Origin of the sequence: Chloroflexus sp. MS-CIW-1 (genome assembly GCF_030444705.1) — a bacterium.
In the GTDB taxonomy this organism is placed as follows: Bacteria; Chloroflexota; Chloroflexia; order Chloroflexales; family Chloroflexaceae; genus Chloroflexus.
Genome location: NZ_JAUBWR010000001.1, coordinates 2,844,889 through 2,860,235 on the forward strand (window position 1 = coordinate 2,844,889; position 15,347 = coordinate 2,860,235).

The following is a 15,347-nucleotide window of genomic DNA, read 5'->3' on the forward strand; positions in this document are numbered from 1 at the left end:
TGTCACACACCTGCTTCCGATGATTCCCAACCCACGCGATCACCTGGGAGCGCGGGCCTCCGGCCCGCGTCTTGTAATTTGTAGTCAGACCCCATCGTTTGGCGCATCATCATAGTATCATCCCTCGCCAGCCCTGCCGCCAGCACCTTCCACAAGCCCCCCGCTTGCGGTGGGGTTGGGGGGTATGGCCTGCCCCCCGCTTGCGGGGGGTTGGGGGGTGGGGGTACACAGAATCGGAGGCAACACACCTCTTTGCGTACTGCGGACGGGTTGAGCACCTATCCACCTCTCACTCCTCTCAGGTAGGATGAGAGGAACTATAACCCTCTCCCTCTCTCCGTGTGGGAGAGGAAGAGGGTTAGAAAGAGAGGGCAACTCCCCCTTCCTCTGCCTGGGAGGAAGGAAAGAGACTACTCGGCAACGTGGCTGAAGATATCGGTCTCAGAAATGATACCGACCGGTTCACCATTCTCGAATACGGCTAGCCGACGGATATTGCGTTCGACCATCAATGCCGCGCATTCAGTGATGGGCGTTTCGGGGCTGACACTCAACAATGGCCGACTGGTCAAGTCACCAACGGTCAAGCCGTCAATAGCTCGACCCTCACGAACCACTTTCTTCAGCACATCACGCATCGTCATAATGCCCCACTGCCCACTCTCATCGGGCTTGACGATCACCGAATGGATACCGCGTCCACGCATATAAATTGATGTTTCGCGGAGCGAGGCCTCAGCCGGCACTGCCACTACTGCCCGCGTCATCACTGCCCCAACACTCCCGTGGGGATAGACACGACCATCTGCCCGACGCAGAATCTCAGGGCCAAACGTCGGTTCGGGATGGGGGACATCACCGGCCACGATCTTCTCCATGTTGGCAATGATCAGGTTGGCAAACTCCGACGTCTTCACCTCACGGGCGCCTTCCATCAAGCGGGCAAAGTCGTAGGTTACCGTCTTGTCGGCAATAGTACGCTCAAGACCAGCGATAATCAGGTCAGCGGCTTCCGTCCACCCCATATAGCGGAGCATCATCTCGCCCGACAGAATCACCGAGCCAGGATTAACCTTATCGAGGTCGGCATATTTTGGCGCCGTACCGTGGGTTGCCTCGAAGATCGCATGGCCGGTCACGTAGTTGATATTGCCGCCAGGCGCAATGCCGATACCGCCCACCTGGGCTGCCAGCGCATCCGAGAGATAATCACCGTTGAGGTTGGGAGCAACAATCACATCAAATTCATCAGGACGGGTCAGCACTTGCTGAAAGATAATATCAGCAATCGCATCTTTCACCAGAATCTTACCTGCTGCCAAGGCCTCTTTTTGTTCGGCATTGGCAGCCGCCTCACCGCGTGACGCCTTTGTTCGCTCCCACTGCGCCCAGGTGTACACATAATCACCGAAAGCACGCTCGGCATATTCGTAAGCCCAGTCGCGGAAGGCGCCTTCGGTAAACTTCTGGATATTTCCCTTGTGCATCAGGGTGATGCTCTTGCGCTTGTAGGTGATCGCATATTGGATCGCCGCCGCCATGATCCGCTCAGTGCCAATCCGGCTAATCGGCTTAATACCAATCCCAACCTCAATTTTACCTTCAGGCGCCTCGCCGATCAGCCGGCGAAACTCATCGGTCTTTTCAGGTGTACCGAAGCGGATCTTTTCAAAATCTTTAGGAAACTCGCGCTGTAAAAACTCGAGAACCTTGGCCGCTTCCTCACTGCCAGCACGGTACTCGATACCGGTGTAGACATCTTCCGTATTCTCGCGGAAGATCACCATATCGACCTTTTCGGGGTGTTTGACCGGCGATGGAACACCGGCAAAGTGGCGAACCGGTCGCTGACAAACGTAGAGATCGAGATGTTTACGCAGAGCAACGTTCAACGAGCGAATACCACCACCAACCGGTGTCGTGAGCGGGCCTTTGATCCCGACGAGATACTTCTGAAATGTCTCAATCGTCTCGTCAGGGAGCCAGTTCCCCGTCATGTGAAATGCTTTTTCACCGGCTAGTACCTCAAGCCACTCGATCTTCCGCTTACCACCATAAGCCAGCGCAACCGCAGCGTCGAACACACGGACGCTCGCACGCCAGATGTCGCGCCCAGTGCCATCACCTTCGACGAACGGAATAACCGGATGATCGGGAACCTGCAAGCGTCCGTTGATGATTTGAATAGCTTCGCCTGCTGGCGTCGATTTCATGGTCACACTCCTTACACACCTTACAATAAGTTGCGGCTTGTATTATAGCCGACAATTCTTATCTTGACTACTATCACACCGAATGGGCGGGGTTTGCGGAGATTTCAGGTTGCGGTCGCGTTCACCAGTGACCATCTTGCGCACGCGATCCTATTCTTCGATCCGCAGGGTCTCCCTGGGTGCGCGGGCCTCCGGCCCGCGTCGGACCTTTCATAGTGAATGGCACGGCGCTAGGTATCTCAGGTCTCCCTGGGTGCGCGGGCCTCCGGCCCGCGTCAAACCTTTCATAGTGAATGGCACGGCGCTAGGTATCTCAGGTCTCCCTGGGTGCGCGGGCCTCCGGCCCGCATCAGACCTTTCATAGTGAATGGCACGGCGCTAGGTATCTCAGGTCTCCCTGGGTGCGCGGGCCTCCGGCCCGCGTCGGACAGACATACCAGAGACAAATGGACAGGTTAGGCGCCTGCCCCTACACGGCGTGGAATGGCGGCATCGACAAGACAAACAGGGGGATAGCGCACGGTTGGCACAGAAAACAGTGCACCTCCGCACGTGCCACAGACGATTTGGGAATCCCTCCATTGCTCGCAATCTTCATTATCCTCTCCTCACCATACCTCTACCAGGTACGGTGAGAACGTCGAAAAGCCCTGGCAGAAAGGAAACCGACATTGCTTTGCCCAACATTTGGGTTCTCCTGCATCGAATTGATAGGTAACCCTGACGTAAACATTCGCTACTTTCTGCATTCACCATGCCGGATTAATTGCACAATTTTTTGCGACGTGTTGCACTAGAAATTTCCATAGTTCGTGCCGATTGACACAACCTTGAAGACAGGTATAATTCCCTATGACACCTCTGCTTGCGTCGGTGGATTCTGCGATGACTCGCTGCGAGGCAATATATGCTTGAACCGTATGTTCCGGTACTCATTCTATTTCTCATTGCTGTCTTCATTGCCGTCTTCGTCATCACGTTATCGGCGCTGCTCGGACCCCGACGGAGCACGCCGCGGAAACTGGCACCTTACGAGTCGGGTATGGACCCGGTTGGACCGGCTATTCGGCGTATTCCGGTGAAGTTCTATGTCGTGGCGATGCTCTTCATCGTCTTCGACATTGAAGTCGTCTTCTTCTACCCCTTTGCCCTTGTCTTCCGCCAGCTCGGCCCAGCCGGTCTTGTCATCATGGGAGTCTTTTTCGTCGTGCTTCTCGTCGGCTTTATTTATGAATGGAAGAAAGGGGCGTTGCGATGGGAATAGAAGAAAAAGCCGGTAATCTCGGCATTGTCACCACAACGCTCGAGACGGTTGTGAACTGGGGGCGAACGAATGCGATGTGGCCCCTGCTATTTGGTTTGGCATGCTGCGCTATCGAGATGATGGGGGCACAGGCGAGCAATTACGACCTTTCACGGTTTGGGATGGAGTTAAACCGGGCCTCACCCCGCCAGGCCGATCTGATGATTGTTGCTGGACGGGTCTCGCGGAAGATGGCACCAGTGGTACGTCGCCTGTACGATCAGATGCCCGAACCAAAATGGGTCATCGCGATGGGTGACTGTGCCGCCTGTGGCGGTATTTTCAATAACTATGCGATCGTTCAGGGAGTCGACGAGGTTGTGCCGGTTGATGTCTACGTTGCCGGTTGTCCGCCCCGCCCTGAAGCACTGATCGATGGGATCATGATGTTGCATCAGAAAGTGATGCGCGAGAAGATTAGTGGGCGGAAGGAATCGCCGATCCGTATCGATCAGCCCCTGGTGCAGGTGAAGTGATATGGATAATCAGACGGTACTTACTGCATTACGCGAGAAATTTGCCGGTGAGATTCTGGCTGTGAATGAGTTTCGCGGCGACCTGAGCCTGACACTCACGCCACAAGGATATGTGGCGGTAGCCCGCTTTTTGCGTGATGATCCAGCGTTTGCCTATACGTTCCTCGAAAATCTCTGTGGCGTCGATTACCTTGGGCGCACACCTCGTTTCGAGGTTGTCGCGCATCTGACCAGTATGCGCCATCGCCATCGGGTGTGTCTTAAAGTTGGGTGTGATGAGCCAGAACCGACAGTGCCGTCACTCACGCCACTCTTCCCAACGGCGAATTATCAGGAGCGGGAGGCATTCGATCTGTTAGGCATCCGGTTTGAAGGCCATCCTTCGCTCACCCGCATTTTACTGCCTGATGATTGGGTTGGTCATCCGCTGCGTAAGGATCATCCGCTTGGCGATGAAGAGGTTGCGTTTACGTTCAATCAAGATCGCATCTACGCTCATAAGCCATTTGTAAAGGAGTAGGTGCATGACCGAATCGATCACTGTTCCGACGCCACAACAGATTATCGAGCCGGCGGTCGCAGGTCGCACCGAGACGATGGTGCTCAATATGGGACCGCATCACCCCAGTACTCACGGTGTGTTGCGGTTGGTGCTTGAACTTGATGGTGAAGTGGTCGTTAATGTCGCACCTGATGTCGGGTACCTGCACACCGGAATTGAAAAGACGATGGAGAGCAAGACGTACCAGAAGGCGGTGGTCCTCACCGACCGGATGGATTATCTGGCGCCGCTCTCCAATAATCTTTGCTATGCGCTGGCAGTTGAAAAATTGCTCGATGTTGAAATTCCCGAACGTGCCCAGATTGCGCGAGTGTTGCTCGTCGAGTTGCAGCGGATCGCGTCACACCTAGTCTGGCTCGGTACGCACGCGCTTGATCTGGCGGCAATGAGCGTTTTTCTGTATGCGTTCCGCGAGCGTGAGCAGATTCTCGACATCTTTGAGCTGGTGTCCGGTGCGCGGATGATGACCAGCTATTTCCGGATCGGTGGCCTGGCCTACGATCTGCCATCCGATTTTATTCCGACGGTGGAGCAGTTCCTCGCCATTATGCCATCTCGGATCGACGAGTACGAAGATTTGCTGACGACGAATCCGCTATGGCTAGAGCGGACGGTCGGGGTAGGGGTGATTGATGCCCAATCGGCGATTGCCCTCGGCCTGACCGGCGCAAATTTGCGGGCAACCGGTGTTGCATATGATGTACGCAAGGCGATGCCTTACAGCGGTTATGAAACCTATTCGTTTGAGATCCCTGTAGGCAAGAATGGCGATATTTATGACCGCTATCGGGTACGAATCGCCGAGATGCGCCAAAGTGTGAAGATCATCCAGCAAGCGACTGAGCGTTTGCGTGAGTTGGGGCCAGGGCCGGTTGTCACACCGAATCGCAAGGTAGCTCCGCCGCCAAAGCGTGAGATCACCGAGAGTATGGAAGCCCTTATTCACCATTTTAAGCTGTGGACTGAAGGTTTCAAACCACCACGTGGTGATGCTTACGTCAGTATCGAGTCGCCACGCGGTATTCTTGGTTGCTACGTGGTGAGTGATGGTAGTCCAAAGCCGTGGCGCGTCCATTTCCGTGCCCCATCGTTCATTAATCTGCAAAGTCTGGCCCATATGGCAAAGGGGCGGATGGTTGCCGACCTGGTTGCGTTAATTGCCAGTCTCGATCCGGTGTTGGGTGAAGTGGATCGATAACCGAATCATGCACGGTATATGCTGTAACCTGCTGGCACTGCGTAAGCAGTGCGTACCAGGATAAAGAAGAGCTGCGGAGGGGATTTGTGACTCTGCTCGACATACATCAAGCTGAGATTGAGACCATTCTTGCTCGTTACGCCAGTAAGCGTAGTGCGGTGTTACCCCTATTGTACCTGGCTCAGGACACGTATGGTTATCTGACCGATGAGGCGATTCGTGAGGTGGCGACGATTCTCGATTTGCCACCAACCGATGTCTTCGAGGTCGTAGGATTTTATACGCTCTTTTACAATCGTCCGGTAGGTACCTGGGTATTACAAGTTTGCGACGACGTACCGTGCTGTTTTTGTGGAGCCGAGGAGTTGATCGCTGCCTTAAAACATTCGCTCGGTATCAACGAGGAAGAAACGACACCCGATGGGATGTTTACTCTGCAACGGGTGAAGTGTCTGGCGGCATGTGATCGGGCACCGGTCTTGCAGGCTAACCTCGATTATGTGTACGATGTCACACCCGATCGCGTCGACACCTTGCTCAACAACCTGCGTGAGCGTGCTGCCGAAGCACGGAAGCGCGGCGTGAGTGGCCGCTTCGCCGAAGATTATGAGTTCACCCGTGATGGCCGTTTGGTTCAGATTGAACGGTTTTCACCCTATCGGCCACGTGAGTTCGCTGGCGAAGCGTCACCACCGCCGGTAACACCACCCCCGGCGGTGGCGCCAGAGGCCGATTCGGGGATTGATCGCCCAGAAACGCGCAAGGCTTCGCCGTTGTGATGTTATTCTGAGCAGTTCGCTATTCAATGCGCTAGAAAGTTGATTTCGATGGGGCTGACTGAACATATCGTGATGCGGGAACTCGATATTCCCGACATTTCCGATTTTGCTGTTTACCGTCGCCATGGTGGTTGGGAAGCGTATCGCTACGCCTTAACCGAGAAAACTCCGGCTGATATTGTACAGATGGTGAAAGACTCGGGACTGCGCGGTCGGGGCGGCGCTGGCTTCCCAACCGGGGTAAAGTGGGGCTTTCTCCCTAAAGGTGTCTATCCGCGCTATCTGCTCTGCAATTGTGACGAGTCTGAGCCAGGAACGTTCAATAATCATCAAATTATCGACAAAAATCCCCATCAGCTCATTGAAGGAGTGGCACTATCGGCTTACGCGATTGAAGCGAATGTCGCGTACATCTATATGCGCGGCGAGTTTGCCGCTGCCGCACGCACGCTCGAGCGAGCGATTGCCCAGGCCTATGAAGCCGGTTTTCTCGGCAAGAACATTTTGGGCACCGGCTTTGATCTCGATATTTATGTTCATCGCGGCGCTGGCGCCTATATCTGCGGTGAAGAGACTGCGCTAATGGAATCGCTTGAGGGGAAAATCGGTCAACCACGCCTCAAACCACCCTTCCCGGCAGTTGCCGGTCTGTACGGCAAACCGACGATTATCAACAATGTTGAGACGCTGGCAAACGTTCCTCGTATCGTCGAGAAGGGAGTAGCCTGGTACCGATCACACGGTACCGAGAAGAGTCCTGGCACGAAGTGTTTTTCGCTCAGTGGTCATGTGAATCGGCCTGGGAATTATGAGTTACCGTTTGGCGTGCCACTTCGCGAGTTGATCGAGTCGCCCGAATATGGTGGCGGGATGAAGGGTGGTCGTCCGGTCAAGATTATCATTCCCGGTGGTGCCTCTGCGCCATGGCTCACTGCCGACCATCTGGATATTCCGCTCGACTACGAGAGTCTGGCCGCTGCCGGTTCGATGCTCGGTTCAGGAGGCGTTATTGTGCTGAACGATACCGTATCAGCCCCCTATGTCGCGTACAAGATGGACGAATTTTTCAAACACGAGAGTTGCGGGAAGTGTACACCTTGCCGTGAAGGGACGCACTGGCTGGTGCGCACTTTACACCGGATGGTTGAAGAAGGGCACGCGACCGCTGCTGACATCGACACGCTGCATAGCATCTACCGCCAGATGGCCGGAAATTGCTTCTGCTTGCTCGGCGAAAGCGCCGTTATGCCAATCAAGAGTGCGTTGCAGCTCTTCCCGCACGAGTTTGAAGCGCTGGTAAAGCGCAGCAGTAGCCGGAATGGGCATCAGATTCCGCTTATCGTTCGGCACTAAACGGATTGACCATTAGCACATCGTGGGCTGCGATGTGCTTTAGCATAAGGTAACGTGCAATGTCAGATGTAACGCTTACCATCGATGGAGTGCAGGTAACTGTGCCTGCCGGTACCAATATTGTTGATGCTGCCCGCCAGGCAGGGATCGCAATCCCGGTCTTTTGTTACCATCCACGACTTAAACCGGTTGGGATGTGTCGGATGTGTTTAGTGCAGGTTGGCACGCCGAAAGTTGATCCGGCAACTCGTCAACCGGTACTTGACGCCAATGGTCAGCCGGTGATTGCCATGATGCCGAAGTTGCAAACCGCCTGTACGACACCGGTTAGTCCGGGGATGGTAGTGAAGACTACCACCGAAGAGGTGCGGTTTGCGCAACGGGGTATTCTTGAGTTCCTGCTCACATCACACCCGCTCGATTGTCCGGTATGTGACAAAGGCGGTGAGTGTCCGTTGCAGAATCTGACCATGGGCTGGGGTCCGGCGGTTTCACGCTTTGACTACAACGATAAGGTGCATTTCGAGAAGCCGGTAAAGCTAGGCGATCTCATCTACCTTGACCGCGAGCGCTGTATTCTCTGTGGTCGTTGTGTACGTTTCCAGGATGAAATCGCCGATGATCCGGTGCTTGGGTTCGACAACCGTGGTCGCAACTGGATGATTATCTCAAAGTCGGATCCGCCTTTCAACAGCAAGTTTTCCGGTAACACGACCGATATTTGTCCAGTTGGTGCGCTAACCAGCAGCGATTTTCGGTTTAAGGCACGGGTCTGGGAGTTGCAGAGTAAGCCGGTGGTCTGTACCCTTTGTCCAGTTGGCTGCAACTTGACGCTCGATATGCGTCATGACCGTCTGATGCGGGTGATGCCACGCGAAAATGCAGCGGTCAACGACATCTGGATTTGCGATAAGGGACGCTACGGCCATCGCTTTATCGAAGCACCTGATCGGCTGACAACACCGCTGGTACGGCGCAATGGGAAGCTTGTTCCGGTAAGTTGGGATGAAGCCCTCGAAGTCGTTGCCGATCAGTTGACCCTCATTCGCGCACGTCATGGCGGACAGGCGCTGGCCGGTTTGGCCGGCCCACAGCTCAGCAACGAAGACCTCTACCTGTTCCAGAAGTTATTGCGCGAACTGGGGAGCGAGAATATCGATACCGGTATCGGCGGACCGGCAGCCCTGCCACCCGATGAGATTGGTGGCTGGCTGGCGCCTGGCCCTAACACTGATCTAAGCAAACTGGGATCAGGAACCGTCGTGTTGGTAATTGGTGCCGATCCTGAAGAAGAAGCGCCACTTTATATGCTGCGGTTGCGTGGCATTGCCCAACGGGGAGGCAAGCTGGTTGTTGCCGGCTTGCGGCCAACGAAACTTGAGCGCTCGGCAACGCAGGTTGTGCGCTACCGCCCTGAAGGTGAACTGGCTTTCGTTCAGGGACTATTGAAGGCCGCGCTTGAACATAGTTCCCGGACAGCCACCCTCGAGCGATTGGCAGGCTGGAAAGAACTCCGTGCGGCGCTAGAACGAGTTTCTCTGAACAATCTGGCCACTGCTTGCGGTTTGACGGTTGACGGGTTAAACCAACTGGCAAAAGATTTTCTGACTGCCAGTCAAAGCCTAATTGTCTATGGCTGGGAAGCACGTAGTGCAGGGCCGGCCCTAACCGAAGCGCTGGCTGCACTGATGTTGCTCAGTGGACGCACCGGTACGGCAAATAACGGTATCATTGCCCTGTTACCCGGAGGCAACAGTCGCGGCGCGATTGAAATGGGAGTGCGACCTGATGCCGGGCCGGGTTATACACCGCGCAAGCAGCGTGGCCTGGATGCCAACGGTATCTGGGATGCGGCGAGAGAGGGAAAGGTACGGGCTATCTGGTTGGCCGGTGTCGATCCGGCAGCAAAACTTCCGGTGGCGCGGGCGGCACTCGAAGCGGCTGAATTTGTGATCGTACAAGACCTCTTCCTGACGGCCAGTGCGGAATATGCCGATGTTGTCTTGCCGACAGCCAGTGTTGCCGAGCGCGAAGGAACCTACACCAACGCCGAGCGACGGGTGCAGCGGTCGCGACAGGCCTGCGCTCCGGTTGGTGAGTCACGGCCAGACTGGCAGATCGTTGCCGCAGTTGCCCAGGCTCTGGCGATGGTGCCAATTGGCGGTGGGCGAAATGGGCCGATCCCGGTAACTACCGAGGCCTGGTCGTATATGGTAGCCGCCGATGTAGGAAATGAGATCGCAGCCCAAGTGCCAGGCTATGCCGGAATAACGTATGCAGCGTTGGCCGCAACCGGTACCGGCGGAAGCTGGGGACGGCAGTTCGATGATGCCATTTATTACGATGGCACCAGCTACACCAATACCGAAGGTGTCGGTCTGGTCTTACCGGCTTTGGCAAGCAAAGGAACGGTAAACCTCACCTTTACCGGCAAAGTCACTCGTTTCGCTGATGAGCGACCAATGCTGCTTCTCGAACAGGTGTTAGCCTACGACGGTGACCGCCATCTGCGCGGTTCTAAGCTACAAAGCCTGATACCACGTGGATACGCGGCAATCAGCGCTGACGACGCAGCAAAGCTGAACATTCATAGTGGTGATCGGGTGCGGTTGATCTCAGCAGCCGGTGAAATGGTCATCCCTGCTCGGGTGCTAGCCGATGTTCCAAATGGTATCATTCTGCTACCTGCCGGCCTGGCTGATGTTATGGCCGCTGAGATCGAGACCGGACCGCGTACACGGGTGAACCTGGCGAAAGTCGTAACGGAGTAGCTGCAAGCGCTGATCTATGGGCTGGATGTGCATTCGGATCAGCACTGAGGGACATACGTATGGATTGGCTGACCATCCTGATCATCGTGATCCAATGTTTTGTTATTACGCTAGCGGTGACAACCGCCTTCGCGTATCTAACCCTGTTTGAACGACGGATTCTGGCACGGCTCCAAAATCGGGTCGGACCGAATCGGGCCGGGCCGGCAGGGTTACTTCAACCAGCCGCCGATGCGGTCAAACTCTTCTTCAAAGAAGATATTGTACCGGCAATGGCCGATAAACCGGTGTATCTCCTCGCTCCGGCAGTAGCGGTTATTCCAGCGCTCATCATTTGGGCGGTTATTCCGTTTGGCTGTCTTAACCTGAACTGGGATTATCAGGCCTGTTATGATCCGGCGCGCACCAACCTCTGGAACATTCTGCAAATTACCGATCTGAACATCGGTGTGCTCTATGTACTGGCCGTAACCAGCATCGGCGTCTATGGGATCACCCTGGCCGGTTGGTCCTCGAACAACAAATACTCAATGCTCGGCGGCATCCGTTCCTCGGCACAGCTCATCTCTTACGAACTGGCGTTAGGTTGTGCTGTGCTCAGTGTGGTGATGACGTATGGCACCCTTTCAACGCATGAGATTGTCACCCAACAGCAGGGAGGGTTGTGGGGAATTATTCCGCAACTGCTAGGTTTTGTCCTCTACATGATCGCTGCCACTGCCGAGGTCGTGCGTGCGCCTTTCGATCTGGTTGAAGCTGAGCAAGAGCTGACGGGTGGTTATAACACCGAATACGGTTCAATGAAATTTGCCCTCTTCTTCATGGCCGAGTACATCAAACTGATAGCCGTCTCGGCATTGGCAGTAACCTTCTTCTTCGGGGGCTGGCATTTTCCAGGTCTCGACATTCTCGGGCGTGAGGTAACGGCGCTGGCAGGGCCGGTAGCGGGAAGCATTGTCTTTGGGATTGTCTCGCTTGGCGCCTTTTTGCTAAAGGTGGTCGTGTTTCTCTTCATCTCGGTATGGGTACGTGCATCCTGGCCACGATTGCGGTACGACCGCCTGATGGATTTGGGCTGGAAATGGTTGTTACCGGTCGGTTTGCTCAACCTGGTCTATACAACGGTGGTTATCATCTTGATTCCTGATCGGGTCGTACATTCGTGGGTGCTGTTCGGTTTAGGGGCGATCACCATCGCCATCGCCATCGGCTTCAACCGCACGCCCAAACCGATTGATAATGTAACCCTGGTGAAGGACATCCAACTACCGAACTGAGCCTCTACACACGTGATTCGATTTGTGGGTGAAAACGAACGTCGTGCGGCAAGCGAAGCATTCGACCCGCTGAAAGGGATAGCTCATGATCAGAGAACTGGTTAAGGGGTTAGGAACAACACTGCGTTACATGTTTAAGCGACCGGTCACCGTACAGTATCCAGAGGTGAAACGACCGGTACGTGAACGTTTTCGTGGTCGTCACGAACTAAAACGGTTCGCTAATGGACAGGAACGCTGCATCGGCTGCGCTCTCTGCGCTGCTGCCTGCCCGGCAGATGCAATTCTGGTGATTCCAGCCGAGAACGATCCGGCCAACCCACGCTCACCGGGCGAACGGTATGCAGCGGTTTATGAAATTAATATGCTGCGCTGCATCTTCTGTGGTTATTGCGAAGATGCCTGTCCGACGAACGCCATTGTGCTCGAGCATCAGTACGAGTTGAGCTTCTATGATCGTCGGGCAGCCATCTATACCAAAGAGATGCTGTTAGTGCCGCCGGATAAAGGCCATGGTGAACCACCGCCGATTTTACAGCAGCTCAATCGGCAACCCAGCCCACCGGCCAAGATTGATCTATAGACGACTGACACGGCATAGTTGGAGATCATCTGAGATACGCTGGTAAGCGGAGCACAGGGTATGGAACTTATCTTGTTTCTCATTACAGCACTGATTGCGATTGTAGGTGCCGTAGCAATGCTGGTTTCGCGGAACGCAGTGCATAGTGCTCTCTTTTTACTACTGAACTTTGCTGCGATTGCGGTGCTCTTTTTGTTGCTACAGGCTCCTTTTCTGTTTACAATTCAGCTTACCGTCTATGCCGGCGCGATCATGGTGCTGTTTCTGTTCGTAGTCATGCTCTTGGGTGCGGAAAAGGTAGAAGACACGCCAGATCGGATTGCCTGGCAACAACCACTGGCGTTGCTGCTGGGATTAGCATTGTTGGTCGTGTCGGTCGTAGTCGGCCTGGGTGGGGCGACGAATCCGCCACCGGAGAGTGAGGCGCTGATTCAATTCAGTGATCCGCGGACATTGGGGGCGTTGCTCTTTACCGACTACCTCCTGCCATTTGAGGTAACCGGCTTTATTTTGTTGATCGCGGTCATTGGGGTAGTAGTACTGAATCAGCGCGGGAGGAAAATCTAATGGTGCCCACCTCGTACTATGTGCTGCTGAGCGCCATCTTGTTTACGATTGGAGTGCTAGGGGTATTACTGCGACGCAACGCGATTGTGGTCTTTATGGCAGTTGAGTTAATGCTCAATGCCGCCAATCTGGCCTTAGTTGCCTTTGCCCGCGAACGTTTGGGTGTTGAGGCCCAAGCCATCGTCTTCTTTGTCATTACGGTGGCTGCTGCTGAGGTAGCAGTCGGTCTGGCACTTCTGGTCGCAATCTTCCGTACCAAGCGTACCGCCGATGTTGACGAAGTCAGTACATTGAAGGGCTAGCCAATCTATGGAACTGTTGATCTGGCTTATTCCGCTGTTGCCATTCATTGGCTTTCTGTTAAATGTGTTTGTGATTCGCCGCGAACGCACAGCCGGGTTGGTGGCGAGTGGCATGGTAGTAGCTGCATTCGTAGCGACCCTCATCGCGGTAGGCGTATTAGCCAATATGCCGCCAGAAAATCGGCGAATCGTCAGCACCGCCTGGGAGTGGATCAACACCGGGAGTTTTCGGGTGCCGTTTGCAATTATGTTTGATCCATTGACAGCAGTGATGGCACTGCTGATTACCGGTGTCGGTGCTCTGATTCATGTCTACTCGATTGGCTATATGCATGGTGATCCGCGGGTCGTGCGTTATTTTGCCTACCTCAATCTGTTCGTCACCATGATGCTCTTCCTGGTGATGGCAAACAACCTCCTGCTGCTCTTCCTGGGATGGGAAGGGGTTGGTCTCTGCTCGTTCCTTTTGATCGGTTTCTGGTTCGAGCGCAAGACAGCCGGTGAAGCGGCAGTGAAAGCATTTGTGGTCAATCGCATCGGTGATGCTGCATTTATACTGGCAATGCTGGCAATTTTTACCTACTTTGGAACTCTCAATTTCTACAGTGAGGGAGAAAGTGGCGCACTCGGCTTTCTGGAGCGGGTAGGAGACATTGCCGGCCTACGAGTTGGTCCAGACTGGCAACCGATTTTTGTAAGTACAGCCATCTCATTTCTGTTACTAATCGGCGCCACTGGCAAGAGTGCGCAATTTCCGCTCTTCGTCTGGTTGCCTGATGCAATGGCTGGCCCGACCCCAGTATCGGCGCTGATACACGCGGCAACGATGGTGACCGGTGGAGTTTATTTGATGGCGCGGACCGAGCCGCTGTTTGTCGCCTCTTTTACGACTCAGGGTTGGGTGACCTGGATTGGTGCGTTGACTGCTCTGATGGCCGGAACAGCAGCGATGGCTCAATGGGACATCAAGCGTGTGCTGGCCTACAGTACTGTTTCGCAGCTAGGCTTTATGGTGGCGGCTTGTGGGATGGGGGCGTATGTGGCAGCGATCTTCCACTTGCTGACCCACGGTATTTTCAAGGCATTACTCTTCCTGGCTGCTGGTTCGGTTATTCACGGCACACACGACACCCAGGACATGCGGCGAATGGGTGGATTGAAAGACGCAATGCCGGTAACGTTCCGCACGTATCTGATCGGTGCGTTAGCACTGGCCGGTATCTTCCCATTGGCCGGTTTCTGGAGCAAAGATGAGATTCTGGCGCACGCAATTGGGCATGGTCACACACCGATTTTCATTATTCTCTTTATCACCTCACTATTCACTGCCTTCTACATGGGTCGTCAGGTAGCACTGATCTTCTTCGGCACGCAACGCGATCCGGGCTATCACCCTCATGAAAGTCCGCAGGTGATGACAGTTCCGCTGATCGTGTTAGCCGTCGGAGCTGTCATTGGTGGTGCGATCAATCTCCCAGTTCTGCACTGGCTGACCGATTGGCTGGAGCCGGTTTTGCACGAGCAGGCCGGTGCATTCAACCTCTGGCTGGCGCTGATCGCAACTGTTGGAGCGGTGGGAATGGGATATTTGGGCTGGTGGATTTACACCACCAACGCAGCCAAAATTAAGATCGGCGGCAAAGACCCAATCTATCGCTACAGCGGTGACATCTGGGAAGGCATGGCAGAGGCCTGGTACCTTGACCGTCTCTATCAGCGCACGGTTGTTGCCGGTTTCGAGCGCTTGTCGGATTTCCTGGCCCGCGTGTTCGATCCACAGGGTGTTGACGGTCTGGTGATGGGAGTTGGTCGGTTCTTTGGCGGTTTGGCCAACGGTTTGCGGGCAGTACAAACCGGTTATGTTCGCACGTATGCCCTGGTATTCACGGTTGGCGTCTTACTTGTGATCGGGTTTATGCTCTGGATTGCTCGCTAACAGAAACATTGTACGATCGCATCCACG

13 protein-coding genes and 1 pseudogene are annotated in these 15,347 nt (G+C 54.7%); 12 read left to right on the top strand and 2 right to left on the bottom strand.

All coding sequences use genetic code 11. The features are described 5' to 3' along the window. Positions 1 to 410: 410 nt before the first annotated feature. Together QTO31_RS19315 and icd are read right to left on the bottom strand one after the other, a co-directional pair. Positions 411 to 878 carry a cyclic nucleotide-binding/CBS domain-containing protein gene (locus QTO31_RS19315; RefSeq protein WP_367620639.1) on the bottom strand — a complete coding sequence of 156 codons (468 nt, stop codon included), beginning with the start codon at positions 876 to 878 and terminating at the stop codon, positions 411 to 413. Continuing rightward, positions 876 to 2,213, bottom strand: a pseudogene (icd, locus tag QTO31_RS11370) (NADP-dependent isocitrate dehydrogenase); the annotation flags it as partial. The gene QTO31_RS19315 and the pseudogene icd, both read right to left, overlap by 3 nt. A 907-nt stretch (positions 2,214 to 3,120) precedes the next feature. Between icd and QTO31_RS11375 the strand changes: the two are divergent. The 12 genes from QTO31_RS11375 to nuoL all read left to right on the top strand — a co-directional run bounded on the left by QTO31_RS11375 (position 3,121) and on the right by nuoL (position 15,320). After that, positions 3,121 to 3,477 (top strand): NADH-quinone oxidoreductase subunit A, encoded by a 357-nt coding sequence (locus tag QTO31_RS11375; protein ID WP_031460594.1) that lies wholly within the window; start codon positions 3,121 to 3,123, stop codon positions 3,475 to 3,477. Then, on the top strand, positions 3,468 to 3,992 hold the full coding sequence (locus QTO31_RS11380; RefSeq protein ID WP_031460593.1) for an NADH-quinone oxidoreductase subunit B: 525 nt from the start codon (positions 3,468 to 3,470) through the stop codon (positions 3,990 to 3,992). The genes QTO31_RS11375 and QTO31_RS11380 overlap by 10 nt, the downstream gene beginning before the upstream one ends. Before the next feature lies 1 nt (position 3,993). Then, a complete protein-coding gene (locus QTO31_RS11385) occupies positions 3,994 to 4,512 on the top strand; it encodes an NADH-quinone oxidoreductase subunit C (protein ID WP_031460592.1) in 519 nt (172 codons plus the stop codon). Between the two features lie 4 nt (positions 4,513 to 4,516). After that, positions 4,517 to 5,752, top strand: coding sequence for an NADH dehydrogenase (quinone) subunit D (gene nuoD / locus QTO31_RS11390; RefSeq protein WP_031460591.1), 1,236 nt, complete (start codon positions 4,517 to 4,519; stop codon positions 5,750 to 5,752). Between the two features lie 86 nt (positions 5,753 to 5,838). After that, positions 5,839 to 6,531 carry a complex I 24 kDa subunit family protein gene (locus QTO31_RS11395; protein ID WP_031460590.1) on the top strand — a complete coding sequence of 231 codons (693 nt, stop codon included), beginning with the start codon at positions 5,839 to 5,841 and terminating at the stop codon, positions 6,529 to 6,531. Positions 6,532 to 6,579: 48 nt separating this feature from the next. Next, a complete protein-coding gene (gene nuoF / locus QTO31_RS11400; RefSeq protein ID WP_031460589.1) occupies positions 6,580 to 7,884 on the top strand; it encodes an NADH-quinone oxidoreductase subunit NuoF in 1,305 nt (434 codons plus the stop codon). Positions 7,885 to 7,943: 59 nt separating this feature from the next. Beyond that, positions 7,944 to 10,655, top strand: coding sequence for an NADH-quinone oxidoreductase subunit NuoG (nuoG, locus tag QTO31_RS11405; protein ID WP_031460588.1), 2,712 nt, complete (start codon positions 7,944 to 7,946; stop codon positions 10,653 to 10,655). A gap of 59 nt (positions 10,656 to 10,714) precedes the next feature. Then, entirely contained in the window at positions 10,715 to 11,932 is a 1,218-nt protein-coding gene (nuoH, locus tag QTO31_RS11410; protein WP_301429164.1) for an NADH-quinone oxidoreductase subunit NuoH, read from the top strand. A gap of 85 nt (positions 11,933 to 12,017) precedes the next feature. Continuing rightward, positions 12,018 to 12,515, top strand: coding sequence for an NADH-quinone oxidoreductase subunit NuoI (gene nuoI / locus QTO31_RS11415; RefSeq protein WP_028459466.1), 498 nt, complete (start codon positions 12,018 to 12,020; stop codon positions 12,513 to 12,515). A 60-nt stretch (positions 12,516 to 12,575) separates the two neighbouring features. After that, a complete protein-coding gene (locus QTO31_RS11420) occupies positions 12,576 to 13,082 on the top strand; it encodes an NADH-quinone oxidoreductase subunit J (RefSeq protein WP_031460586.1) in 507 nt (168 codons plus the stop codon). Continuing rightward, positions 13,082 to 13,384, top strand: coding sequence for an NADH-quinone oxidoreductase subunit NuoK (gene nuoK / locus QTO31_RS11425; protein WP_028459464.1), 303 nt, complete (start codon positions 13,082 to 13,084; stop codon positions 13,382 to 13,384). The genes QTO31_RS11420 and nuoK overlap by 1 nt, the downstream gene beginning before the upstream one ends. A gap of 7 nt (positions 13,385 to 13,391) precedes the next feature. Beyond that, a complete protein-coding gene (gene nuoL / locus QTO31_RS11430; RefSeq protein ID WP_301429165.1) occupies positions 13,392 to 15,320 on the top strand; it encodes an NADH-quinone oxidoreductase subunit L in 1,929 nt (642 codons plus the stop codon). Positions 15,321 to 15,347 lie beyond the last annotated feature (27 nt).